22 protein-coding genes and 1 pseudogene are annotated in these 24,499 nt (G+C 74.7%); 16 read left to right on the top strand and 7 right to left on the bottom strand.

The window, feature by feature from the left end:
- The first annotated feature begins 53 nt into the window (after positions 1-53).
- The 10 genes from JN535_RS09405 (at position 54) to JN535_RS09450 (ending at position 10,991) form a co-directional block, all read left to right on the top strand.
- Entirely contained in the window at positions 54-1,121 is a 1,068-nt protein-coding gene (locus tag JN535_RS09405) for a branched-chain amino acid ABC transporter permease (protein WP_205205430.1), read from the top strand.
- Positions 1,118-2,713, top strand: a complete 1,596-nt coding sequence (locus tag JN535_RS09410; protein ID WP_205205273.1) for a class I adenylate-forming enzyme family protein — start codon at positions 1,118-1,120, stop codon at positions 2,711-2,713. Before JN535_RS09405 ends, JN535_RS09410 begins: the two co-directional genes overlap by 4 nt.
- Positions 2,710-3,408: a TetR/AcrR family transcriptional regulator gene (locus tag JN535_RS09415; RefSeq protein WP_205205275.1), complete on the top strand. Its 699-nt coding sequence runs from the start codon at positions 2,710-2,712 to the stop codon at positions 3,406-3,408. Before JN535_RS09410 ends, JN535_RS09415 begins: the two co-directional genes overlap by 4 nt.
- Positions 3,405-4,199 (top strand): 3-hydroxybutyrate dehydrogenase, encoded by a 795-nt coding sequence (locus JN535_RS09420; RefSeq protein ID WP_205205277.1) that lies wholly within the window; start codon positions 3,405-3,407, stop codon positions 4,197-4,199. Before JN535_RS09415 ends, JN535_RS09420 begins: the two co-directional genes overlap by 4 nt.
- Positions 4,196-5,257 (top strand): alpha/beta fold hydrolase, encoded by a 1,062-nt coding sequence (locus tag JN535_RS09425; protein WP_205205278.1) that lies wholly within the window; start codon positions 4,196-4,198, stop codon positions 5,255-5,257. Before JN535_RS09420 ends, JN535_RS09425 begins: the two co-directional genes overlap by 4 nt.
- A complete protein-coding gene (locus JN535_RS09430) occupies positions 5,254-6,096 on the top strand; it encodes a CoA transferase subunit A (protein WP_205205279.1) in 843 nt (280 codons plus the stop codon). The genes JN535_RS09425 and JN535_RS09430 overlap by 4 nt, the downstream gene beginning before the upstream one ends.
- Before the next feature lie 3 nt (positions 6,097-6,099).
- A complete protein-coding gene (locus tag JN535_RS09435) occupies positions 6,100-6,804 on the top strand; it encodes a CoA transferase subunit B (protein WP_205205280.1) in 705 nt (234 codons plus the stop codon).
- Complete coding sequence (locus tag JN535_RS09440) at positions 6,801-7,952, top strand: alpha/beta hydrolase (protein WP_205205281.1); 1,152 nt, start codon at positions 6,801-6,803, stop codon at positions 7,950-7,952. The genes JN535_RS09435 and JN535_RS09440 overlap by 4 nt, the downstream gene beginning before the upstream one ends.
- On the top strand, positions 7,949-9,166 hold the full coding sequence (locus JN535_RS09445; protein ID WP_205205282.1) for an acetyl-CoA C-acetyltransferase: 1,218 nt from the start codon (positions 7,949-7,951) through the stop codon (positions 9,164-9,166). The genes JN535_RS09440 and JN535_RS09445 overlap by 4 nt, the downstream gene beginning before the upstream one ends.
- A gap of 64 nt (positions 9,167-9,230) precedes the next feature.
- Positions 9,231-10,991, top strand: coding sequence for an alpha/beta hydrolase (locus JN535_RS09450; RefSeq protein WP_205205283.1), 1,761 nt, complete (start codon positions 9,231-9,233; stop codon positions 10,989-10,991).
- 58 nt (positions 10,992-11,049) lie between these two features.
- Here JN535_RS09450 and JN535_RS09455 read toward each other — a convergent pair whose 3' ends face one another.
- Entirely contained in the window at positions 11,050-12,543 is a 1,494-nt protein-coding gene (locus tag JN535_RS09455) for a helix-turn-helix transcriptional regulator (protein WP_205205431.1), read from the bottom strand.
- Between the two features lie 178 nt (positions 12,544-12,721).
- Here JN535_RS09455 and aceA point away from each other — a divergent pair, with 178 nt between their 5' ends.
- The 6 genes and pseudogenes from aceA to JN535_RS20730 all read left to right on the top strand — a co-directional run bounded on the left by aceA (position 12,722) and on the right by JN535_RS20730 (position 18,805).
- Positions 12,722-14,152: an isocitrate lyase gene (aceA, locus tag JN535_RS09460; RefSeq protein ID WP_307868492.1), complete on the top strand. Its 1,431-nt coding sequence runs from the start codon at positions 12,722-12,724 to the stop codon at positions 14,150-14,152.
- Between the two features lie 136 nt (positions 14,153-14,288).
- Positions 14,289-16,058 (top strand): malate synthase A, encoded by a 1,770-nt coding sequence (gene aceB, locus JN535_RS09465; RefSeq protein WP_205205284.1) that lies wholly within the window; start codon positions 14,289-14,291, stop codon positions 16,056-16,058.
- 406 nt (positions 16,059-16,464) lie between these two features.
- Positions 16,465-17,175, top strand: a complete 711-nt coding sequence (locus JN535_RS09470; protein ID WP_205205285.1) for a hypothetical protein — start codon at positions 16,465-16,467, stop codon at positions 17,173-17,175.
- Positions 17,176-17,278: 103 nt separating this feature from the next.
- Positions 17,279-17,555 (top strand): annotated as a pseudogene (locus JN535_RS21705) (hypothetical protein); the annotation flags it as partial.
- 24 nt (positions 17,556-17,579) lie between these two features.
- A complete protein-coding gene (locus JN535_RS20725) occupies positions 17,580-18,566 on the top strand; it encodes a SulP family inorganic anion transporter (RefSeq protein ID WP_307868495.1) in 987 nt (328 codons plus the stop codon).
- On the top strand, positions 18,512-18,805 hold the full coding sequence (locus JN535_RS20730) for a hypothetical protein (RefSeq protein ID WP_240200856.1): 294 nt from the start codon (positions 18,512-18,514) through the stop codon (positions 18,803-18,805). The genes JN535_RS20725 and JN535_RS20730 overlap by 55 nt, the downstream gene beginning before the upstream one ends.
- Before the next feature lie 9 nt (positions 18,806-18,814).
- Here JN535_RS20730 and JN535_RS09480 read toward each other — a convergent pair whose 3' ends face one another.
- From JN535_RS09480 to JN535_RS09505, 6 genes are all read right to left on the bottom strand, one after another.
- Positions 18,815-19,675, bottom strand: coding sequence for an aminoglycoside phosphotransferase family protein (locus JN535_RS09480; protein ID WP_205205286.1), 861 nt, complete (start codon positions 19,673-19,675; stop codon positions 18,815-18,817).
- Between the two features lie 48 nt (positions 19,676-19,723).
- Positions 19,724-20,503 (bottom strand): YidC/Oxa1 family membrane protein insertase, encoded by a 780-nt coding sequence (locus tag JN535_RS09485; protein WP_205205287.1) that lies wholly within the window; start codon positions 20,501-20,503, stop codon positions 19,724-19,726.
- A 120-nt stretch (positions 20,504-20,623) separates the two neighbouring features.
- On the bottom strand, positions 20,624-20,908 hold the full coding sequence (locus JN535_RS09490; RefSeq protein ID WP_205205288.1) for a DUF6412 domain-containing protein: 285 nt from the start codon (positions 20,906-20,908) through the stop codon (positions 20,624-20,626).
- A 39-nt stretch (positions 20,909-20,947) separates the two neighbouring features.
- Positions 20,948-21,391, bottom strand: a complete 444-nt coding sequence (locus JN535_RS09495; RefSeq protein WP_307868497.1) for a DUF779 domain-containing protein — start codon at positions 21,389-21,391, stop codon at positions 20,948-20,950.
- Positions 21,392-21,499: 108 nt separating this feature from the next.
- The gene (gene exaC, locus JN535_RS09500) at positions 21,500-23,023 is read right to left on the bottom strand and encodes an acetaldehyde dehydrogenase ExaC (RefSeq protein ID WP_205205289.1); all 1,524 of its coding nucleotides are present in this window, start codon (positions 23,021-23,023) and stop codon (positions 21,500-21,502) included.
- 155 nt (positions 23,024-23,178) lie between these two features.
- Positions 23,179-24,495, bottom strand: coding sequence for a GAF domain-containing protein (locus JN535_RS09505; protein WP_307868499.1), 1,317 nt, complete (start codon positions 24,493-24,495; stop codon positions 23,179-23,181).
- Between the last annotated feature and the right edge of the window lie 4 nt (positions 24,496-24,499).

A 24,499-nucleotide genomic window follows, 5' to 3' on the forward strand; every position in this document is an offset into this window, starting at 1 on the left:
CGGCCGACGACGCGGCGCGCGCCGACCGACCCGCCCGCCGGGCGCCGTCGGGCATGCTCGTCCGCGCCCTGGCCGGCATCGCGCTCGTCGCGATCCTCGCGTGCCTCCCGCTGCTGGCGATCCACGTCCCGGGCGTCCTCCCCGGCCCCACGTACACGCCCGGCGCGCTGCAGATGATGGCGCTGTGCTGGCTCATCGGCGCGCTCGCGCTGAGCTACCACCTGCTGTTCGGCGTCGCGGGGCTGCTGAGCTTCGGCCACGCGCTGTACTTCGCCGCCGGCGTCTACGGGCTCGCGATCGTGCTCGACACGACCGAGATCCCGCTCCTGCCCGCCGCGGCGCTCGTGCTCGTCGGCGGCATCGTGCTCGCGCACGTCGTCGGCGCGATCTCGCTGCGCGTCACCGGGATCTCCTTCGCCATGGTGACGCTCGCGTTCGCCCAGGCCGGCAACGTGCTGGTGCGCCGCAACCCCGGCGGCGCGACGGGCGGAGAGGAGGGCCTCGCGCTCGCCACCGGGAACGTCCCCGACGCGCTCGTCGGGGTGCTCAACACGCGCAACCTCTACTGGCTCGCGCTCGCCGTGCTCGTCCTGGTCTACCTCGTCGTGCTGTGGGTCGAGCGCTCGCGCGCCGGGCACGTCGCGGCGGCGACGCGCGAGAACGAGATGCGCGTGCGCGTGATCGGCGGGCGCCCCTACCTCGTCAAGCTGCTCGTGTTCGTGCTCGCGGCGACGCTCGCGACCGTCGTCGGGATGGCCTACCTGCTGCTCCAGTCCGGGGCGGTGCCGCGCGCGACGTCGGCCGACTTCACGCTCACGCTGCTCGTCATGGTCGTGCTCGGCGGCGTCGGCTCCCGGTGGGGCGCGATCGTCGGCGGCGTGCTCTACACGATCCTCGACCAGCGGCTCGGGACGCTCGCGGGCTCCGCGGCCGTCGCCGACCTGCCCGCGGTGCTGCGCGTGCCCCTCAGCGAGCCGCTGTTCCTCCTCGGGACCCTCTTCGTCCTCGTCGTGATGTTCCTGCCCGGCGGCATCGCCGGTGCCGCGTCGCGCCTCGCCGCGCGCCGCCGCCCGCGGGAGGATCGGGAGGGAGCCCGCGAGCGCCTCGAGGAGGTGGCATGACGACGACGACGCAGCACTGGCCCGGCGCGCAGGACGGCCTGCACACCCTCGGGCGCTGGACGCGCGACCGCGCGCTCGCGACGCCGGACCGCGTCGCGGTCGACGACCGGGGCGTCACCCTGCGCTACCGCGACCTGCACGAGCGCGCGAGCACCCTGGCGACGGCGTTCCGCGAGGCGGGGTACGGCGTCGGGGACCGCGTCGCCACGGTGACGGGCAACAGCGCCGACCAGGTCGTGCTGTTCTTCGCGTGCGCGCAGGCGGGGCTCGTCCTCGCGCCGCTCTCGTGGCGCCTGTCCCCCGGCGAGCTCGCGGCCCAGCTCGAGCAGGCCGACCCGGCGCTCGTGCTCGTCGAGCAGGAGTTCTCCGCCCTGGCGGACGCAGCTCTCGACCGGCTCGTGCTGCCGCCCCGGCGCACCGAGCTGGGCCGCAGCGGCGTCGAGGCGCGCGTCCCGGCGCCGTCGCGCCGCCCACGCGTCGCCCACGGAGCCGACGGGCCGGCGCCCGCCCCCGAGCGCCGCCCCGTGCGCGACGACGACCCGCTGCTTCTCGTGTTCACGTCCGGCACGCAGGGCACGCCCAAGGGCGCGCTGCTCACGCACGCGAACTGCTTCTGGACCAACCTCTCGCTCTCGCGCACGGTCGAGCTGACGAGCCACGACGTCGTGCTGAGCGTGCTGCCGCAGTTCCACGCGGGCGGCTGGAACATCCAGCCCCTGCTCGCGTGGTGGACCGGCGCGACGGTCGTCCTGGAGCGCACGTTCGAGCCCGAGCGCGTCCTGCAGCTCGTCGCCGAGCGCCGCGTCACGACGATGATGGGCGTGCCGACGAACTACCTGCTGCTCGCCGAGCACCCCGGCTTCGCGGACGCCGACCTGTCGTCGCTGCGGCACGCGGTGGTCGGCGGCGCGCCGATGCCCGAGCCGCTGCTGCGCACGTGGCACCGGCGCGGCGTCGCGCTCTCGCAGGGGTACGGGCTCACGGAGGCCGGGCCCAACGTGCTGTGCCTGCCGGACGACCAGGCGCGCGAGCGCATCGGGTCCGCCGGGACGCCGTACCCGCACGTCGAGGTCGCGGTCGCCGACCCGGTGACCGGCCGGCACCTCGACGGACCGGCGTCGGGCGAGCTGCTGGTGCGCGGCCCCGGGGTGTTCGCCGGCTACTTCCGCGACGACGCCGCGACGGCCGCCGTCCTGCACGACGGCTGGCTGCGCACCGGGGACCTCGTCGAGCGCGACGCCGACGGGTACTACCGCGTGGTCGACCGGATCAAGGACGTCTTCATCGTCGGCGGCGAGAACGTCACGCCGTCGGAGGTGGAGGCCGTGCTCCGGCGCCACCCCGGCGTCGCGGACGTCGCGGTCGTCGGCGTCCCCGACGACCGGTGGGGCGAGGTCGGCGCGGCGTTCGTCGTCCCGCGCCCGGGCTGGCCCACCGACGCCGAGGACCTGGAGGCGTTCTGCCGCCGCGAGCTCGCGCACTTCAAGGTCCCGCGCCGCTTCGACCTCGTCCCGTCCCTGCCCCGCACGTCGCTGCACAAGGTGTCCCGCCGCTCGCTCGCCGAGCGCGTGACCGTCCCGGAGGACTCATGAGCACCCAGCCCCGCACCGCCCGCGGCAACCGCACGCGGGCCAAGATCCTCGCCGCGGCCGAGCAGGTGTTCGCCGAGGTCGGGTACCACGACGCGTCGATCGTCAAGATCACCGAGTCCGCGGGCGTCGGGCAGGGCACGTTCTACCTGTACTTCGAGTCGAAGATCGACGTGTTCGACGAGCTCGTCGACGACCTCAACCGCCGCGTGCGGCACGCGATGATCGAGGCGAGCTCGCAGGCGGACACGCGTCTGGCCGCCGAGCGGGCGGGATTCGAGGCGTTCTTCCGCTTCACCGCGGAGCACCCGGCGCTCTACCGGATCGTGCGGCAGGCCGAGTTCGTCTCGCCCGGCGCGCTGCGTCGGCACTACTCGCGCATCGTCGAGGGTTACATGACGGGCCTCGACAAGGCGCGCGCGAACGGCGAGGTCGGCCACCACGTCGACCCGGAGGTCGCCGCATGGGCGCTCATGGGCATCGGCGAGATCGTCGGGATGCGCTGGGTGCTGTGGGGCGGACGCTGGGACGAGGGCGCCGAGCCGCCGTCGTACGACACGGCGGCCGCCGAGGTCCCCCCGCACGTCTTCGAGCAGACCATGCAGTTCATCGAGCGCGCGCTCGCCGCGCCGCGGGCCGCTCCACCGACCGGGACCGAACCCGCGACCACGACCGACACCGAAGGAGACGCGCGATGACCGTCGCCGCCACCGTCCCCGCAGGCAACCCGGCCGGACCCGGCGCCCCGACGCTCGCCGGGCGCCGCGCGCTCGTCACGGGCGGCGCGAGCGGCATCGGCGCGGCGTGCGCGCGCGAGCTCGCCGCGCGCGGCGCGCACGTGACCGTCGCCGACGTCGACCCCGACGGCGCGCAGCGCCTCGCGGACGAGCTCGGCGGCGAGGCGTGGGTCGTGGACCTCGCCGACACGCGCGCGCTCGACGACCTCTCGCTCGACGTCGACGTGCTCGTCAACAACGCGGGCGTGCAGCGCGTGAGCCCCATCGAGGACTTCCGCCCCGACGACTTCCGCCTGCTGCACGCGATCATGCTCGAGGCACCGTTCCTCCTGGTCCGGGCCGCGCTCCCGGGGATGTACGCGCGCGGGTTCGGCCGCGTCGTCAACGTGTCGTCCGTGCACGGCCTCGTCGCGTCGCCGTTCAAGTCGGCGTACGTGTCCGCGAAGCACGGGCTCGAGGGCCTGTCCAAGGTGACGGCGCTCGAGGGCGGCCCGCACGGCGTGACGAGCGTGTGCGTCAACCCCGGGTACGTCCGGACGCCGCTCGTGGAGAAGCAGATCGCGGACCAGGCGCGCGTGCACGGCATCCCGGAGCCCGAGGTGCTCGCGACCGTGCTCCTCGCCGAGTCCGCGGTGAAGCGGCTCGTCGAGCCGGAGGAGGTCGCGTCGCTCGTCGGCTGGCTCACCGGCCCGGACGCGGCGATGGTCTCGGGGGCCTCGTGGACGATCGACGGCGGCTGGAGCGCGCGGTGACCGCGGCGACGACCACGCCGGACGACGTCACCGCCGCGCCCCACACCTACGCGACGCTCGACGTCCCCGTCGCCGGCGGGCGGCTGCGCGTCGGGGTCTGGGACCCGGTCGGCCCGCACGCACCCGAGCCGGGCGCCCGGCCCGAAGGCGGCACGCGCCCCGCGCGCGACGCCGTCCCGACCGTCCTCGCCGTGCACGGCATCACGGCGTCGCACCGCGCGTGGCCGGCGGTCGTCGCGGCCCTGCCGGGCGTGCGCGTCGTCGCGCCCGACCTGCGCGGCCGCGGGCGCAGCAACGCGCTGCCCGGCCCGTACGGCATGGGCGCGCACGCCGACGACCTCGCCGCCGTGCTCGACGCGCTGGGCGTCGAGAGCGTCGTCGCGCTCGGGCACTCGATGGGGGCGTTCGTGTCCGTCGTGCTCGCGCACCGCTACCCGGGCCGCGTCTCGCGCCTCGTGCTCGTCGACGGCGGCATCCCGCTCCCGCCCCCGGCGGGCCTGCCCCCGGACGCCGACCACGACGAGGTCCTGCGGGCGCTGCTCGGCCCGGCCGTCGAGCGCCTCGAGCGCACGTTCGCCGACCGCGAGGAGTACCGCGGCTTCTGGCGCGCGCACCCCGCGTTCGCGAGCGCGTGGGACGAGCCGTGGGGCGACGTCGTCGCGGGCTACGTCGACTACGACCTCGTCGGCGAGGCGCCCGCGCTGCGCCCGGCGTCGTCGGGTGCGGCGGTCTCCGCCGACTCGCTCGAGCTCTACGAGGGCGGGCCGCTCGCGGACGCGCTCGCGGGCGACCGCCCGCTCGACGTGCCGCTCGTGCTGCTGCGCGCGCCGCGCGGCCTGCTCGACGAGCCCGAGGCCCTCTACTCCCCCGAGCACCTCGCCGCGTGGCGCGCGCGGCTGCCGGGGCTGCGCACGCGCGACGTAGCGGGTATCAATCACTACACGATCATCATGAGCCCGCCCGGCGTCGAGGCCGTCGCGGGCGAGACCCTGCGGGCCCTGGCCGTCGTCACGAGCGACGGACACGGACCGGCGAGTGACGAGGAGGTCACGGCATGAGCCCCACGATCGCGTCCCCACGAGGGACCGGGTTGGACAAGGTGGTCGCGTCCGCGGCCGAGGCCGTCGCGGACGTGCCCGACGGCGCGTCGCTCGCCGTCGGCGGGTTCGGCCTGTGCGGCAACCCGATCGCGCTCATCGAGGCGCTGCTCGCGCAGGGCACGCGCGACCTGTGGGTCGTGAGCAACAACTGCGGCGTCGACGACTGGGGCCTGGGCGTCCTGCTCGGCGCGGGCCGCATCCGCAAGATGACGAGCTCGTACGTCGGGGAGAACAAGGAGTTCGAGCGGCAGTTCCTCTCGGGCGAGCTCGAGCTGGAGCTCACGCCGCAGGGCACGCTCGCGGAGAAGCTGCGCGCCGGGGGCGCGGGCATCGCCGGGTTCTGGACCCGCACCGGCGTCGGCACGCAGGTCGCCGAGGGCGGCCTGCCCCAGCGGTACGACGGCGCGGGCGGCGTCGCGCAGGCGAGCGCACCCAAGGAGGTGCGCACGTTCGGCGTCGGTCCGCGCGGCCGCGACGGGTCGTACGCCGACGAGGCGGAGTTCGTCCTGGAGGACGCGATCACGACCGACTACGCGCTCGTGCACGCCCTGCGCGGGGACCGGCACGGCAACCTCGTGTTCCACCGCTCGGCCCGCAACTTCTCCCCGCTCGCCGCGATGGCGGGCCGCGTGTGCGTCGCGCAGGTCGAGGAGCTCGTCGAGCCCGGCGAGATCGACCCCGACGCCGTCCACCTGCCCGGCGTCTTCGTGCACCGCGTCGTCGAGGTGGGTCCCGACGCGCCCAAGCGCATCGAGCGCCGCACGGTCCGCCCGTCCGTGACCACCCAGGAGGGCTGAAGCATGCCGCTCACCCGCGACGAGATGGCCGCGCGCGCCGCGCGCGAGCTCCAGGACGGCTGGTACGTGAACCTCGGCATCGGTCTGCCGACGCTCGTGCCCAACCACGTGCCCGCCGACAAGCACCTCGTGCTGCAGTCGGAGAACGGGATCCTCGGCGTCGGGCCGTACCCGACCGAGGACGCCGTCGACCCCGACCTCATCAACGCCGGCAAGGAGACCGTCACCGTCCTGCCGGGCGCCGCGTTCTTCGACTCCGCACTGAGCTTCGGCATGATCCGCGGCGGCAAGATCGACGCCGCGATCCTCGGCGGCATGCAGGTCTCGGAGACGGGCGACCTCGCCAACTGGATGATCCCCGGCAAGATGGTCAAGGGCCCCGGCGGCGCGATGGACCTCGTGCACGGGGCCGCGCGCGTGATCGTGCTCATGGAGCACGTGGCGCGCGACGGGTCGCCCAAGATCCTGCGCTCGTGCTCGCTCCCGCTCACGGGGCGTGGGGTCGTGCATCGCGTCATCACCGACCTCGCGGTGATCGACGTGACGCCCGACGGGCTCGTGCTGCGCGAGACCGCGCCCGGCGTGAGCGTCGACGACGTCCGCGCCGCGACCGAGCCCGACCTCGCCGTCGCGCTCGACGACGCCCCGCTCGACGTCACCGACGCCCGGCCGGGACCGTCCACGCAGGCCGCGGGGACGCCCTCGTGACGCGCGACGTGCTGCGGCGCGACGTCACGACCCCGCGCGGGCGCGAGCACGTGCGCGAGGTCGCCCCCGACACCGCGGCGCGCGCGACCGTGCTCCTCGTGCACGGCAACTGCTCGTCGTCGGCGTTCTTCCACCCGCTGCTGCAGGCGCTCCCCGCCGACGTGCGCGGCGTCGCCGTCGACCTGCGCGGGTACGGCGACGCCGAGGTGCGCCCCGTCGACGCGACGCGCGGCGTGCGCGACTACGCGGACGACGTCGCGGCCGTCGTCGACGCGCTCGACCTCGCGCACCCGCTCGTCGCCGTCGCGCACTCCGCCGGGGCGGGGGTCGTGCTCCAGCTCGCGACCGACCGGCCCGACCTGTTCGACGCGGTCCTCCTCGAGGCACCCATGTCGCCGTACGGGTTCGGCGGCACGCGCGACGTCGACGGCACGTCCCTGTCGCCCGACTTCGCGGGCTCGGGCGGCGGGACGGCGAACCCCGCGTTCGTCGCGGCGCTCGCGGCGGGCGACCGCAGCGAGGACGCCGGGTCGCCCCGCGACGTGCTGCGCCGGTTCTACGTCGCCGACCCCGCCTCGTTCGGCGAGCCGCTCGGCGAGCTGGAGGAGCTCCTGCTCGACTCCGTGCTCTCCACGCGCACGGGCGACGACAACTACCCGGGCGACCGGACGACGTCGGGCACGTGGCCCGGCGTGGCCCCCGGGACGCGCGGCATGAACAACGCGATCAGCGCGAAGTACTGCGACCTGTCCGGCTTCGCGACGTCCGGCGCGACGGCACCCGTGCTGTGGGTGCGCGGCGACGCCGACGCGATCGTCTCGGACGCGTCGCTGTTCGACCTCGCGCAGCTCGGCGCGCTCGGCGCGGTCCCCGGCTGGCCGGGTGCCGAGACGCACCCGCCGCAGCCCATGGTGGCCCAGACCCGGGCCGTCCTGGACGCCTACGCGGCCGCCGGCGGGAGGTACCGTGAAGAGGTGCGGCCCGGCGTCGGGCACAGCCCGCACCTCGAGGAGCCTGACGTGTTCCTCGAGCTCCTGCTCGGGCTCGTGGACGGCGCCGTCGCCCGCACGACCACCGCACGAGCGGGCGCCACACCCCCGGCACCCGCGCAGACAGAGCCGTCCGCACCCCTGGAGGTCCAGCCGTGAGCACCACCACCCCCGTCTCTCCCGCCGCCCGCCCGGACGACGTCGTGATCGTCGCGGCCGCCCGCACGCCCCAGGGCCGGCTCAAGGGCTCGCTCGCCGCGCTGACCGCCGTCGAGCTCGGCGCCGTCGCCGCACGCGCCGCGATCGAGCGCTCGGGCCTCGGCGCGGACGCCGTCGACGCCGTGGTGTTCGGCCAGGTGCTCCAGGCCGGGGCCGGGCAGAACCCCGCCCGCCAGACGGCGGCCGGGGCCGGCGTCGGCTGGGACGTGCCCGCCGTGACGGTGAACAAGGTGTGCCTGTCCGGCCTCACCGCCGTCATCGACGGGACGCGGATGATCCGCTCCGGCGAGGCGGAGGTCGTGCTCGTCGGCGGCCAGGAGTCCATGACCAACGCCCCGCACCTGCTCCCCGGGTCGCGCGCCGGGTTCGCGTTCGGCGACGCGACGCTCGTCGACGCCGTCGCGCGCGACGGTCTCACCGACGCGTTCGACCGCGCCTCCATGGGTGCCTCGACCGAGCGCACCAACGTGGGCGACGTGTTCGTGTCGCGCGAGGAGCAGGACGCCGTCGCGGCGGCCTCGCACCAGCGCGCCGCGGCCGCGGCGAAGGACGGCCTCTTCGACGCCGAGCTCGCCCCCGTGAGCGTCCCGCAGCGCCGCGGTGAGCCGGTCGAGGTGCGCGACGACGAGGGTGTGCGCCCCGACACGACCGTCGAGGGGCTCGCGCGCCTGCGCCCCGCGTTCGACCCCGAGGGCACCATCACCGCGGGCAACGCGTCGCAGATCTCCGACGGCGCCGCCGCGCTCGTGCTCACCACCCGGGCCCGGGCAGAGTCCGCGGGCGCGCCCGTGCTCGCGACCGTCCGCGCGTGGGGCCAGGTCGCCGGACCGGACACGTCGCTGCACTCCCAGCCGGCGCGCGCGATCCGGCAGGCCCTCGACCGCGCCGGCTGGACGGTCGACGACCTCGACCTCGTCGAGATCAACGAGGCGTTCGCGACCGTCGTCGCGGTCTCCACGCGCGTGCTCGGCGTCTCGCCGGAGATCGTCAACGTCCACGGCGGCGGCATCTCGCTCGGCCACCCCATCGGGGCGTCGGGCGCCCGCCTCGCGGTCCACGCGGCGCACGAGCTCGCGCGCCGCGGCGGCGGTCGCGTCGCCGTCGGGCTGTGCGGCGGGGGCGGCCAGGGAGAGGCGCTGCTGCTGGAGGCCTGACGGTCCTCGTCGGGCGCGGCCGGTTCGAGAGGACGGTTCGAGGTGCCTCGCCTACGCTCGCGATGTGCAGCCCACCGTGACGGAGACCCGCGCCCCTGAGCCCGTCGACGAGGAGCGGCCTCGGCACGGCGTGTGGGGGCGATGGGTGCGGCGGTTCTCGGCCACCGGGCTGGTGCTCGCGCTGCTGTGGTTCAGCCTGTCGTTCACGCCGTCGCTCATCCCGCGTGCCTGGTACTACCAGGCAGTGATCTCGGGCGTGAGTGCGGTCGGCGGGTACGGCGTCGGGGCGTTCGTCGAGTGGTTCGCGGTCAAGGTCGGGTTGCGCGTCCGGTGGACGGCGCGCGCGAGCCGGGTCGCGTGGTGGGTGCTCGCCGGGGCGACCGTCGTGCTCGTGCCGCTCGCGCTGATCCTCGGGGCGCGCCGCCAGATCGAGCTGCGGCACCTGTTCGGCATGTCGGAGGACGTGCCCGGGCGCGAGGTCGTCACGCTCCTCGTGGCGCTCGCCGTCGCGCTGCTCGTGCTCCAGGCGGGCCGCGGTCTGCGGCGCCTCGCGCGCTGGCTCAGCCTCGTCGTCGACAACGTCGTACCGGCGCCCGTGGCGCGGTTCGTCAGCGGCGTCGCGGTCGCCGTGGTCGTCGTCCTGGTGTTCAACGGCGTCATCTGGTCGGGTGCGCTCAGCGCCCTGAACTCGATCTACGCGACCGCGAACGCCGACGTCGACCCGCGCCTGTCGCCCCCGGCGCAGCCCGAGCGGTCCGGGTCGGCGGCGTCCCCCGAGACGTGGGACTCGCTCGGCGCGGAGGGTCGCAAGTTCGTCGTGTCCGGACCGACCGTCGACGAGCTGCGCGCGTTCGCCCAGGCGGGCGACGTCGTCGACCCCGCGGACGTGCGCGAGCCGATCCACGCGTACGCAGGGCTCGACCCCGAGGGAGACCTCGACGCCACGGCGGCGCGCGTCGTCGACGAGCTCGACCGGACCGACGCGTGGGACCGGTCCGTCCTCGTCGTCGCGACGACCACCGGCACGGGCTGGGTGGACCCCGGCATGGTGGAGGCGCTCGAGCTCATGCACGGCGGCGACACCGCGATCGCGAGCATGCAGTACTCCTACCTGCCGAGCTGGATCAGCTTCGTCGGCGACCGGTCGACCCCGCCCGCGGCCGGCAAGGCGCTGTTCGAGGCCGTGTACGCGCGCTGGTCGGAGCTCCCCGAGGACGACCGCCCCCGCCTGCTCGCGTTCGGCATCTCGCTCGGGTCGTTCGGCATGCAGGGCGCGTTCAGCGGCGTGCAGGACGTCGAGGCGCGCTCCGACGGAGCGATGTTCACCGGCACGCCCGGCTTCACGCCGATGTGGCGCGGGCTCACCGACGCGCGCGACCCGGGCTCGCTCGAGTACGCGCCCGTGCTCGACGACGGCCGGCAGGTCCGGTGGGGCGACCCCGTCGCGACCGGGGTCGCGGACCTCTGGGGTCCCGGCCCGCGCTGGGACGAGCCGCGCGTCGTCTACCTGCAGCACGCGTCCGACGGCGTGACGTGGTGGGGACCGGAGACGCTGTGGTCCGAGCCCGACTGGCTGCGCGAGCCGCGCGGGCCCGACGTGCTGGGCGACGTGCGGTGGTACCCGTTCGTCACGTTCTGGCAGCTCACGGGCGACCTGTTCGTCGCGGCCGCGTCCGACATCCCGGCCGGCCACGGTCACGTCTACAAGCTCGAGTACGCCGACGGGTTCGCCGCCCTGCACGCTCCCGAGGGCTGGTCGGACGCCGACACCGCACGCCTCAAGGACGCGATGGACGCGCCGACCGAGGGCGGCTCGATCGGCTGACGACCGCGTCCGCGAGTGCTGGGCGTCGCCACTGCCCCGAGGGGCGACAACCCGGCACTCACCGAGGGGCGTGGGCCTCGAGGAACGAGTAGACCTCCGTGGTGTCGACGCCCGGGAACGCGCCCGTCGGCATCGCCGCGAGCATCGACGCGTGCGGGCGGGCGCTCGGCCAGGCGTGGCCGGCCCAGCGGTCCGAGAGCGCGTCCGGCGGGCGGCGGCAGCACGCGCCGTCGGGGCACCGGGAGACCAGGCGCTCGGTCGTGTCGCGGCCCAGGAACCACTTCACGTGCGCGAACGGCACGCCGACGCTCACCGAGAACTCGCCGTCCGCCGAGGCCTGCACGCGCGACGTGCACCAGTAGGTGCCGCTCGGGGTGTCGGTGTACTGGCTGAACGGGCTGAGCCGGTCCTCGACCGCGAACACCGTGCGCGCGGTCCAGCTCCGGCACACGTACTGCCCCTCGACCGCGCCGAGCGGGTCCGCCGGGAAGCGCACGCCGTCGTTCTCGTACGCCTTGTGGATCACCCCGGACTCGTGGACCTTCATGAAGTGCACCGGGATGCCGAGGTGCTTCGTCGCGAGGTTCGTGAACCGGTGCGCGGCCGTCTCGTACGACACCGCGAACGCGTCGCGGAGGTCCTCGATGGAGATCTCGCGCGCGTCCTTCGCGGCCCGCAGCGCCTTGACCGCGTGGCGCTCGGGCAGCAGGAGCGCGGCCGCGAGGTAGTTGGCCTCGACGCGCTGGCGCAGGAACTCGCGGTAGTCGCGCGGCTCCGCGTGGCCGAGCACGTGCGGCGCGAGCGCCTGGAGGAGCGCCGACGTCGCGTTGGACCGCCCGCGCATCCCGTTGCTCGGCAGGTAGACGCGGTGGTGCCGCAGGTCGAGCACCGAGCGGGTCGAGTGCGGCAGGTCGCCCACGTAGTGCAGCGTGAAGCCCAGGTGCGCCGCGAGGTCTGCCGCGACGCGCTGGGGCAGCGGGCCGCCCGCGTGGCCGACGCCGTCGAGCAGCTCGGCCGCCGCGTCCTCGAGCTCGGGGAAGTAGTTGTCCTGCGCGCGCATCGTCGAGCGCAGCTCCGCGTTCGCGCGGCGCGCCTCCTCGGGGGTCGCGGCGCGCTCGGTGTGCAGCCGCTGGAGCTCGCGCTCCAGCGCGACGATCGTCTCGAGCGCGTCCGTGGGCAGCGACTTGCCGACCCGCACCGGGCGGAGCCCGAGCGCGCCGAAGAGCGGGCCGCGCTGCGCCCGTTCCAGCTCGATCTCGAGCGCGTCCCGGCGCGACGGCGCCTCGGGCGAGAGCAGGTCGTCGAGGCTCGCACCCAGCGCCCGCGCGACCGCCTGGAGCTGCGCGAACTTGGGCTCGCGCTTGCCGTTCTCCAGGAGCGACACCTGGGACGGCGCGCGGCCGATCGCCGCGCCCAGCTCGTCGAGCGTCATGCCCCGCGCGGTGCGCAGGTGCCGGATCCTGCGGCCGATCGTCAGGGCGTCGGGCTCGCTCTCGAGCGGGATTTCCGCATGTTCCGCGATTCCGGCCGGTCGCGTCGTCGGGATAGCCATGACTGAGAGTGACACGCGCCACTCCTTGCGCACAAGAGAAGAACCGTGCTTCTTTCGCTCGATCTGGCTTGAGGAGGGCTCGCGGACGGGAGGAAGGTCGAAGCACGGACCTCGCCGAGGTCCACCGACCGGCCCGGCCGGCCCGCGCACGCGGCCGGCGCACCACCAGGAGGCACCCGTGAACAGGCCCACCATCGTCAGCCGCCGCTCCCCGTCCGAGTACGCGGGCGGCGCCCGTCCGCTCGGCGCCGTCGCGACGACGGCGGCGGTCACCGGCCCGACCGGCCATGCCCCCTCCACCGGCACCGGGCCGCGCCCCGGCGACCAGACCCAGACGGCGGCGGAGCTCGCCGGGCAGTGGTCGACCGACCCGCGCTGGGCCGGCCTCCAGCGCGACTACACCGCGGAGGACGTCGTCGCGCTGCGCGGCTCGGTGCGGGAGGAGCACACGCTCGCGCGCCGCGGCGCCGAGAAGCTCTGGGACCTCATCCACACCGAGGAGTGGGTCGCCGCGCTCGGCGCGTTCACCGGCAACCAGGCCGTGCAGCAGGTGCGCGCGGGCCTCCAGGCCATCTACCTGTCCGGGTGGCAGGTAGCGGCCGACGCCAACCTGTCCGGCCAGACCTACCCCGACCAGTCGCTCTACCCCGCCAACTCCGTGCCCGCCGTCGTGCGCCGCATCAACAACGCGCTCCTGCGCGCGGACCAGATCGAGACGGCGGAGCGTTCGAGGACCGACGACGAGCCGAGTCGCGACTGGCTCGCCCCGATCGTCGCCGACGCCGAGGCCGGGTTCGGCGGCCCGCTCAACGCGTACGAGCTCATGCACTCGATGATCGCCGCGGGCGCGGCGGGCGTGCACTGGGAGGACCAGCTCGCGTCGGAGAAGAAGTGCGGCCACCTCGGCGGCAAGGTGCTCGTGCCCACGAGCCAGCACATCCGCACGCTCAACGCCGCGCGCCTCGCGGCCGACGTCGCGGGCGTGCCGTCCGTGATCATCGCCCGCACGGACTCGCTCGCCGCGGACCTGCTGACGTCCGACGTCGACGAGCGCGACCGCCCGTTCCTCACGGGCGAGCGCACCTCGGAGGGCTTCTACCGGGTGCGCCCGGGGCTCGACGCCGTCGTCGCGCGCGGCCTCGCGTACGCGCCGTACTCCGACCTCATCTGGGTCGAGACGGGCGAGCCCGACCTCGAGCTCGCGCGCACGTTCGCCGAGACGATCCACGCGCAGCACCCGGGCAAGAAGCTCGCCTACAACTGCTCGCCGTCGTTCAACTGGAAGAAGCACCTCGACGACGCCCAGATCGCGAGCTTCCAGAAGGAGCTCGCCGCGATGGGCTACGCGTTCCAGTTCATCACGCTGGCCGGCTTCCACGCCGTCTCGCACTCCATGTTCGAGCTCGCGCGCGGTTACAACGAGCGCGCGATGTCCGCCTACGTCGAGCTGCAGGAGGCCGAGTTCGCCTCCGAGGCCGACGGCTACACCGCCACCCGCCACCAGCGGGAGGTGGGCACCGGCTACTTCGACCGGGTCGCCACGGCTCTCAACCCCGACGCCGCCACCCTCGCGCTCGCCGGGTCCACCGAGACCGCCCAGTTCCACTAAGCCCCCTCTCGCGAGGTAGTACCGCAGTCCAGCGAGGTAGTACCAGGGTCAGCACCCCGGTACTACCTCGCGAGACCAGGGTTCTACGTCGGCGGACCACGGTTCTACCTCGCGACATCGACCTTCGGAGACCGCCATGACCACGCTCACCACGACCACCTCGCCCCCGACCTCCGGCCCGTCCGGGACCGGGCCCGACGGCGCCCCGCACCCCGGGCGGCCGGGCGAGCCCGCGCCGTCGGGCACCGTCCGCATCACCGGCACCCTGCGCGTCACCGGGACGCTGGGCGAGCGGTACCGCGAGATCCTCACGCCCGAGGCGCTCGACTTCCTGACCCTGCTGCACGACCGGTTCGTCGCCCGCCGCCACGAGCTGCTCATGGACCGCCAGCAGCGGCGGCAGGACGTCGCTGACGGCATCGACCCCGACTTTCGCGCCGCGACGCGTCCCGTGCGCGACGACCCGTCGTGGCGCGTCGCGGGCTCGGCCGGCGCGCCGGGCCTCGAGGACCGCCGCGTCGAGATCACCGGGCCGACCGACCCCAAGATGACGATCAACGCCCTCAACTCCGGGGCCAAGGTCTGGCTCGCGGACGCCGAGGACGCCTCGAGCCCCACGTGGCGCAACGTGATCGAGGGCCAGCTCGCGCTGCACGACGCGATCCGCGGGACGCTGACGCACACGACCGGCTCGGGCGAGCACCGCAAGGAGTACCGCCTGCGCTCGACGACGCTCACCGACCTGCCGACGATCGTGTTCCGGCCGCGCGGGTGGCACCTCATCGAGAAGCACATGCGGTACGTCGACCGGGCGGGGGTCAGCGTGTCGGCGTCGGCGTCGCTCGTCGACTTCGGGCTGTACCTGTTCCACAACGCGCGCGAGCTCGTCGCGCGCGGCCGCGGCCCGTACTTCTACCTGCCCAAGCTCGAGGGCTACCGCGAGGCGCGGCTGTGGAACGACGTGTTCGTGCTCGCCCAGGAGTACCTGGGGCTGCCGCAGGGCACGATCCGCGCGACCGTGCTCATCGAGACCCTGCCCGCAGCCTTCGAGATGGAGGAGATCCTCCACGAGCTGCGCGACCACTGCGCCGGGCTCAACGCCGGGCGATGGGACTACCTGTTCTCCGTCATCAAGGCGTTCCGCACGCGCGGCGACTCGTACGTGCTGCCCGACCGCGCGCAGGTCACGATGACCGCGCCGTTCATGCGGGCGTACACCGAGCTGCTCGTCGCGACGTGCCACAAGCGCGGCGCGCACGCGATCGGCGGGATGAGCGCGTTCATCCCCGACCGGCGCCGGCCCGACGTCACCGAGCGCGCGTTCGAGCAGGTGCGCGCCGACAAGCGCCGCGAGGCGACGGACGGGTTCGACGGGACGTGGGTCGCGCACCCCGACCTCATCGAGGTCGCGCGCGGTGAGTTCGACGCGGTGCTGGGCGACCGCCCGCACCAGGTGTCCCGCCTGCGCGACGACGTCGAGGTGGGCCAGCACGAGCTGCTCGACATCGGCTCGGCCCGCCGGGCCGGGGCCACCGTGACCGCCGCGGGGCTGCGGTCCAACGTGTCCGTCGGGGTGCGCTACCTCGAGTCGTGGCTGCGCGGCGTCGGGGCGGCCGCGATCGACCACCTCATGGAGGACGCCGCGACCGCCGAGATCTCACGGTCCCAGGTGTGGCAGTGGATCGCGTCGGGCACGCGCACGGAGAACGGCGTGCCGATCACGCGCGAGCGCGTCGAGGCGCTGCTCGCCGAGATCGTCGACGACCTGCCGCGCACCCCGGGCAACCGCATCGACGACGCGGCGAACGTGTTCCGCGCCGTCGCGCTCGCCGAAGACTTCCCGACGTTCCTCACCATCGGGGCGTACTCGCAGTTCCTCGTGGGCTCGGAGGTCGACCAGCCGTAACCGGGCCCGCCGAGCACGACCTTGGTGTCGCTATCCGACCGATGGCGACACCAAGGTCGTTCTCGTGGGCGCGCGACGTCGTGCTCGACGCCGCACCCCGGGCGGGCATGGTGGTGGGGGGAGGTCGCCGTGTGGGAGCATCCGGCCACGCGCGGCGACACACCCGTCGTCCGGGCGCTCGCACGCACGAGCCGGGAGCACCATGAGCAACCCCTTCGCGCCGCCGAGCCAGTCGACGTCCGGCCCGTCCGGTCCGCCCCCCGCGGCTCCCGGATCACCTTCGGTCCCGACGCCCGGGCACCCGGCCGCCCCGCCTGCTGGCGCGCCGGTCCCCCTCCCGACGCCTCCGCAGACTCCCGGGTACGGGCCCGTCCCGATCGGCTACGGCCCCGTCCCGGCGGGGACCGTGCCGTCGGCACCCGTTTCGCAAGGCCCTGGCCCGACGTACCCTGTCGCCGGACTCCCCGGCCCGCCCCCGCTCGCCGCCCGCCGCGGTCTGTCGCGCACCGCCGTCGGGCTGATCGTCGGTGCTGCCTGCCTCGCCCTGGGCGGTGGCGTCGGGTTCACCGCCGGGGTCGCGAGCGACGCGGGCGGGCGGATCGCCGCGTGGTACACGGCGCCGCCCGACGACTGGTCGGACGAGGACTGGTCCGACGAGGACTGGTCCGAGGGTGAGTGGGAGGGCTCCGGCACGCCGGACGACCCGTGGTTCTTCGACGGCTACACCATCGGCGGGGACGAGTGGGAGGTCCTCCTGGACCCGCCCTACGAGGCGACCGCGGAGATCCTCGCGCACAGCGACGTCAACGTCGCGCCACCGGAAGGCACCGAGTACTGGATCGTCCCCGTGACCGCGACGTACTACGGCCCCAGCTCGCAGGTGAGCGCCTGGGGCGCCCTCGAGCTCGGCTTCGTCGGCGACGACGGCGTCCAGGCGGACGGGCAGTGCGGCGCCGTGCCCGACGCCCTCGTCGGGACGGGTCTCGTCGGGACCGACGACACGGTGTCGGGCAACGTCTGCCTCGCGGTCCCCGCGGGGGCGCCGGGGCTGTGGACGCTCTCCCTCGAGGGGTACGAGCCCTGGTACCTCACGGTGGGCGACCCCCTCGCGGGCTGACCCGCACGCGCCCACAGCCCGCCCCGGCCGCTGAGCCCGTTGCCGTGGTCGCCGGACGCACGCCGTGCCAGAGTCTCCCCATGGCCCGCCCGTGGGAGACGCGATGAGCCACACCCGGCCGGTGCGCGCCGCCGGAGCGTGGTGGGACGGCGTCCGTCCCGAGCGAGGGACGTTCTGGCGCTCCGCGGGCGCCGGCTTCCCCGGAGCCGTCGGCGGGGTCCCCGACGGCATGGCGACGGCGACGCTCGTGGGTGTCAACCCGATCCACGGCCTCTACGCGACCGCGATCGGGCGCATCGCGGGCGGGCTGACCGTCGACTCACGCCTCATGATCGTCACGACGACGAGCGCCGCCGCCCTCGCCGCCGGCTCGACGCTCGCCGGGGTGGCCGCCGACGCTCGTCGTGGGTCTGGGCTCGGTCGCCCTCCTCCTGCTCCTCGGCCGGACGCGCGTCGCCCCGAACGCGGCCGTCGTCGCGCTCGTGGTGTCCAGCGTCGGCGTGTGGGCCCTCGGCGCGACGTCCGTGCAGCTCGTCGGGGACGCGGGCGAGATCCCCGCCGGCCTGCCCTCCTTCGCGCTACCCGACCTGGGGCTCGTCTCGGTCGACGTCGCCGTGGGCGCGCTCGCGGTGGCCGCCATCGTGCTCGTGCAGGGCGCGGGGGTCGCCGAGTCCGTCCCGAACCCCGGCGGGCGCCGCGCCGACCCGAACCGCAACTTCGTCGGGCAGGGCGTCGCGAACCTCGCGGCGGGGTTCTTCCGCGGCATCCCCGTCGGCGGGTCGGTGGGCCAGACGGCGATCAGCACCGCCGCGTGGGCGCGCGACCGCTGGGCAGGGATCATGTCCGGCGTCTGGGTGCTCGTCGTCCTCGTCGCTCTCTCGGGGCCGGTCGGGGCAGTCCCCTCGGCGACGCTCGCGGCTCTGCTCGCGGTCGCCTCGGTCGGATCGATGCGGCTGTCGGCGATGGCGACGGCGTGGCGCACGGGCAGCCAGTCCCAGGTCGCGATGGCGACCACGTTCCTCGCGACCCTCCTCCTGCCCGTCGCGGCCGCGGTCGGCATCGGAGCCGCGCTGTCGATCCTGCTGCAGGCGAACCGCGAGTCGCAGGACCTGCGGATCGTCCGCCTCGTCCCCCTCGAGGACGGCACTACCGCGAGGAGCCGGCACCGCGGCACCTCGACGACGCGACCGTCACCGTGCTCGACGTCTACGGGAGCCTGTTCTACGCCGGCGCGCGCTCGCTCGAGGCCGCGCTGCCGGAACCCGGGAACGCGCACGACGCCGTCGTCGTGCTGCGTCTGCGAGGCCGCGCGAGCCTCGGCGCGACCGCGTTCACTGTGCTCGCGCACTACGCGGACCGGCTCGGCGAGCGCGGCGGCCGGCTCTACGTGAGCGGGGTCGACCCCGAGCTGGCGGCGAAGTTCGAGCAGGTCATCGACCTGCGCCTGCGCGAGCGGATCGCGGTGTACCCGGCGCGGCCTGTGATCGGCGAGTCGACCGCCGACGCGATGGCGCACGCCGAGGCGTGGCTCGTGCGCGGGGTCGAGGCGGCCCAGGTCCCCGCCGTGCGGCGGGACGGCCCGGCGAAGCGGCTGTGGTCCCGCGTGCGGTCGATGCTGCACCGCGGCTGACCGGAGCGCTCAGCCCAGCGCGTGCACGAAGTCCACGCGCTGTGCGGCGAACCAGGCCTCGTTCTCGCGGATCCGGTCCCCGACCCCGTCGTCCCACATGCGCTGCCAGCCGCCCCCGCGCACCTGCGCCGCGTGCCGCATCGCGTACCAGCTCCGCGCGAACCGTTGCGCGAGCACGTCGAGCAGCGCAAGCCGCTCGGACCGGTCCAGCCCGTACGCCTCCGCGAGGATCCGCGCACGACGGGGCGCATCGAGGTCACGCAGCGCCTCCGGACGCGCCTCCGGCGGCGCGATGGGCGCCCAGTAGAGCAGCGACGTCGCGACGTCGAGCAGCCGCGTCGTCGGCACTGCCAGGTCGAAGTCGATCACGCCGACGAGCCGGTGCGGACCCTGCGGGTCGTCGCCGGCCGGGACGAACAGCGCGTTCTCGATCGTGAGGTCGTTGTGCCCGACGACGTCCGGCACGTCGAACACGTCCGGAACCTCCGGGAACTGCGCCCGCTCGGGCCACGCGACGCCGTCGGGCAGGACGACGTCGCGCGACACCGCGTGGAGATCCCGCAGCCACCCCCCGAGCTGGACGAGCACGTCCTCGTCGGTCGCCCACGCGTGCGGCGGGCGCCCGCCCATCTCGCCCGGCAGGAACGTCACGACCTCCCGGCCGTCGTCGTCGATCCCGAGGAACCGCGGCGCGCGCTCGAAGCCCGCGCGCTCCAGGTGCAGCAGGTACGCCTCGACGGCGGGGCTGTGCGGGCCGCGCGGACGGCGGACGGTGTCGCCGCGCCGGACGATCCCGTCCGACACGTCCCCACCGAGCAGGGGGACCTCGACGTCGTCCGCGTCGTCGCTGTACGGGGGCAGATCGGTCATACCCGACACCCTCGCACGCGCAGCGGGCCCCTGGCCAGGCCCGTCGCGCTACGCGACCGTCTCGAACGGGTACCGCCGGCGCAGGACGAGCCGCTGCACGAGCGTCCACGTCACCGTCACGAGCAGGTACAGACCCGCGGCGAGCGGGACGAAGCACGCGATCACCGCGGTCATGAACTGCAGGGCGCCGAGCGCGGTCTGCAACCCCGGCCCGGCCAGGGGGCCCGCAGCGCCCGGGGCGGGCGTCGTCCGCGGCACGGCGAGGCGACCGCCGGGCAAGGACGCCCGGCGTGTGAGCTCCCCGACGAGCGCGATGAGGAGCACGACCGCGCCCGCGACCACGAGGGTCGGGACGGCGGCCGCACCCCCACCGAGCGAGCCGACGAGGCTCGAGCCGAGCGGTGCTCCCCAGAGCGTGTGACCCAGCAGTGCGTTCCCGTGGCCGGCGATCTGGGCGTGCAGGAACAGTGCGTAGACGACGCCGACCACGGGTGCCTGGGCGAGCATCGGCAGGCATCCGGCGAACGGCGTCGTGCCCGCCTCGGCGTAGAGGTCGAGGGTCGCGCGCTGCAACCTCTGCGGGTCGTCCCCGTGACGACGCTGGAGCTCGGCGAGCCGGGGCGCGAGGCGCGCGCGGTCACGCTCCGCCTTGGCCTGCGAGACGCCGACGGGGACGAGCAGGGCACGGACGGCGAGAGTGAGCAGGACGACGGCGGCCGCAGCCGCAGCGCCTCCGGCGACGGGTTCGAGCAGGTCGGACAGGCCCATCAGGGCGCGATAGGCGGCGTCGAGCACCGTGGAGACGAGCGGGAGGTCGAGCAGGTTCATGGTGGTGTCCTCGGTCGAACGTGCGGGGTACGCGTTCGCCGATCACCCTGCGCCGGGCAGGCAGGGGCACGCCGCGGCGTCGTGCGCGCGGGATGCGGGTGGGTGACCTCGGCCGGGTGATCAGCCGAGGGGTCGGCCGGGCGCCCGGGGTCGGGCGCGACCCGGGGCGTCGGGGTCGCTCTGCGTGACGGCAGGCCCGACGTCGACCGTCTCGCGCAGACGGCCCGCCGGACGGGTGGCCACGCCGAGCACGAGGGGCGTGCCCCAGCGCGCGGACGCCGCAGCGACGGCCGCGACGAGGGCGGTGGCTCCGAGGAGGAAGAGCGTCGCCGTGAGGGTCGACGTGCCGAGCAGGAGCGCGAGCGCCGACGCGACGTCGCGCGCGACGACGAGAAGGTCGTTCATCGCTCCTCCTCCTCGGTCAGGGACGGCCGTGACCCCAGCCTAGGACACGTCGAGCGCGGCCCACTCGTCGTCGGTGAGCAGGCGCGAGCGGATGATGAACCGCACGCCCTCGGGAGCCTCGACGCTGAACCCCGCGCCGCGGCCGGGCACGACGTCGATCGTCAGGTGCGTGTGCTTCCAGTACTCGAACTGCGCCCGGCTCATCCACACAGGCACGGTGAACGCCCGCGCGCCGCCGGGCTCGCCCGCGTCGCCGCCGGGGACGACCAGGTCGCCCAGGTGGACGTCCGCGTCGCCGAGCAGGAAGTCGCCCTGCGGGTAGCACATGGGCGACGACCCGTCGCAGCACCCGCCGGACTGGTGGAACATGAGCTCGCCGTGGACCGGGCGCAACCGCGCGAGCAGCGCCGCGGCGTCGTCGGTGAGCGCGACCCGCACCGGAGCCGCGCTCGTCGGTTCGGGCGAGGAGACGTCGTCGGTCACGAAACCTCCTGGGGTGGGCCGAGCATGCGCTTGCTGCCGCCGAGCATGCGGTTGTGCCCCGTCCGCACTCCTGGACGGTCGACAACCGCATGCTCGGCGGGCGGGGGTCTAGAAGAAGCCCAGCTTTTGGGCCGAGTAGGAGACGAGGAGGTTCTTCGTCTGCTGGTAGTGGTCGAGCATCATCTTGTGGTTCTCGCGCCCGACGCCGGAGCCCTTGTAGCCGCCGAACGCCGCCGCGGCGGGGTAGGCGTGGTAGCAGTTCGTCCAGACACGCCCGGCCTCGATGGTGCGGCCCGCGCGGTAGGCGGTGTTGCCCGACCGCGACCAGACGCCGGCCCCGAGCCCGTAGAGGGTGTCGTTGGCGATCGTCATGGCGTCGTCGAAGTCGGAGAAGTCGGTGACGGCGACGACGGGCCCGAAGATCTCCTCCTGGAAGATCCGCATCGAGTTCTTGCCCTCGAAGATGGTGGGCGTCACGTAGTACCCGCCCGCGAGGTCGCCGCCGAGCTCGGCGCGCGACCCGCCCGTGAGGATCTTCGCGCCCTCGGCCTTGCCGATCTCGATGTACGACAGGATCTTCTCCAGCTGGTCGTTCGACGCCTGGGCGCCGATCATCGTCTCGGTGTCGAGCGGGTTGCCCTGCTGCACCGCCTTCGTCCGCTCGATCGCGTCGCCGAGGAACGTGTCGTAGATCGACGACTGGACGAGGGCCCGCGACGGGCACGTGCACACCTCGCCCTGGTTGAGGGCGAACATCGTGAACCCCTCCAGGGCCTTGTCGTAGAAGTCGTCGCGCGCGTCGGCGACGTCGGAGAAGAAGATGTTCGGCGACTTGCCGCCGAGCTCGAGCGTTACCGGGATGATGTTCTGGCTCGCGTACTGCATGATCAGGCGGCCCGTCGTCGTCTCGCCCGTGAACGCGATCTTCCGGATGCGCGGGCTGGACGCGAGCGGCTTGCCGGCCTCGACGCCGAACCCGTTGACGACGTTCACCACCCCGGGCGGCAGCAGGTCCCCGACGATGTCCATGAGGAAGAGGATCGACGCGGGCGTCTGCTCGGCGGGCTTGAGCACGACGCAGTTGCCTGCCGCGAGCGCCGGGGCGAGCTTCCACACGGCCATGAGGATGGGGAAGTTCCACGGGATGATCTGCCCGACGACGCCGAGCGGCTCGTGGAAGTGGTACGCGATGGTGTCCTCGTCGATCTCGGAGATCGAGCCTTCCTGCGCGCGGATCGCGCCCGCGAAGTAGCGGAAGTGGTCGATCGCGAGCGGGATGTCGGCGGCGAGCGTCTCGCGGACGGGCTTGCCGTTCTCCCACGACTCGGCGACGGCGATCCGCTCGAGGTTCTCCTCCATGCGGTCGGCGATCTTGTTGAGGATGTTGGCGCGCTCGGTCGCGCTCGTGCGACCCCACGACCGGGCGGCGCCGTGCGCGGCGTCGAGCGCGCGCTCGATGTCGTCGGCGGTGCCGCGCGCGACCTCGGTGAACGTGCGGCCCGTGACGGGGCTGGGGTTCTCGAAGTACTGCCCGCTCACCGGCGCGACGTACTCGCCGCCGATCCAGTGGTCGTACCGGGTCTTGTACTCGGCGATGGCCCCGTCCGTGCCGGGGGCTGCGTAGACCGTCATCGTCTGCCTCCTCGCAGTGCTGGCTCGCCGCGCTCCTGGGAGGTCACCTCCGGGCGGGGAGTGCCCGACGGCGGTGCGCGGCACGGCGCCTCGTCGCGCCGTGGCACGACGCTAGGCACCCGAGGGTTGCAGGACCGTTGCAGCGGAGGTGGCGGTCAACCGAGCTCGTCGTCGAGCAGGTCGAGGTGCGCGCGGGCACGGACCCACAGCGGGCTGCCGTGGTCGGCGACGCGCTGGAGGCGCGTCCACGCGGCGTGGTCCTCGGCGCCGTCGTCGGTGCGGGTCCACGCGTCGAGGGCGTCGGCGTCGCCCGCCGACACGACCGCCGCGCGGAGCTCGGCGGCGAGCTCGCCACGCAGCTGTTCGACGGCGGGCGCGCCGGAGCGCGGGAGGAGCGGCGCGCGGTACGCCGCGACCGCCCCCCGGACGTCGCCGACGGCGAGCCGGTCGCGCACGACGTCGGCGTCGGTTCGCAGGGGGCGCGCGAGGCGGTACGGGCGGGACCCGGCGAGGAGCGTCCCGGCGACGCGACGCAGGCGCGAGACCTCCGCGCGCACGGTGACGTCCGAGAGCGCGCCGGGGTGCAGGAGGACGGCCAGCTCGTCGGCGGAGAGGCCACGCGGGTGTGCGGCGAGGAGCGCGAGGATCTCGGCGTGCCGCAGCGAGAGACGGTGCTCGAGGCCGTCCGGTGCGCGGAGCACGGGCGTGGTGCCGAGCACGAACAGCTCGGGCCCGCCGTCGGGCGGTGGCACGGGGAGCGTTCCCGCGCCGTCGGTCGCGGTCGCCAGGGCGGCCGCGCGCTCGGCCAGCTCGCGCTCGAGGCTCAGCACCGTCGCACGCACGAGCGAGAGCACGACTCCCGAGGCGGCCGACTGCCGGCCGGTGACGTCGAGGACGCCGAGGACCCGGCCGGTCCCCGGCTCGTGGATGGGGACGGCGGTGCAGCTGAACGCCTGCACGGGCCGGGAGAAGTGCTCCGCGCCGAGGACCTGCACGGCGCGGCGCGCGGCGAGCGCGGTCCCGGGGGCGTTGGTCCCGACGCGCTCCTCGCGCCAGACCGATCCCTCGACGAACCCCACCCGCTCGACGGCGTCGCGCAGCGCGCGGCTGCCCTCGACCCATAGGAGCCGGCCCGCGTCGTCCGACACGGCGACGGCCAGCCCGTCGTCGGCGGCGGCGTCGACGACGAGCTCGCGCACGACCGGCATGACGCTCGCGAGCGGGTGGGCCTGGCGGTAGGCGACGAGGTCGTCGTGGGCGAGCGCGGACTCCGTGCGCGGGCCCTCGGGGTCGACGCCGCTGTGGACGGAACGCCGCCACGAGTCGGCCACCACGGGGTGGATGCCGGGCGGGAGCACGCCGTCGACGAGGAAGGACCGGTAGGCCGCGCGGACCGAACGGGCGTCGCGGCGCGCGTCGGTGCGGCGCGGGTGCGCGTCCGAGCGCAGCGGCGGTGCGAGAGTGCGCGGCACGGGA

The organism is Cellulosimicrobium cellulans (assembly GCF_016921195.1).
Taxonomy (GTDB): domain Bacteria; phylum Actinomycetota; class Actinomycetes; order Actinomycetales; family Cellulomonadaceae; genus Cellulosimicrobium; species Cellulosimicrobium cellulans_F.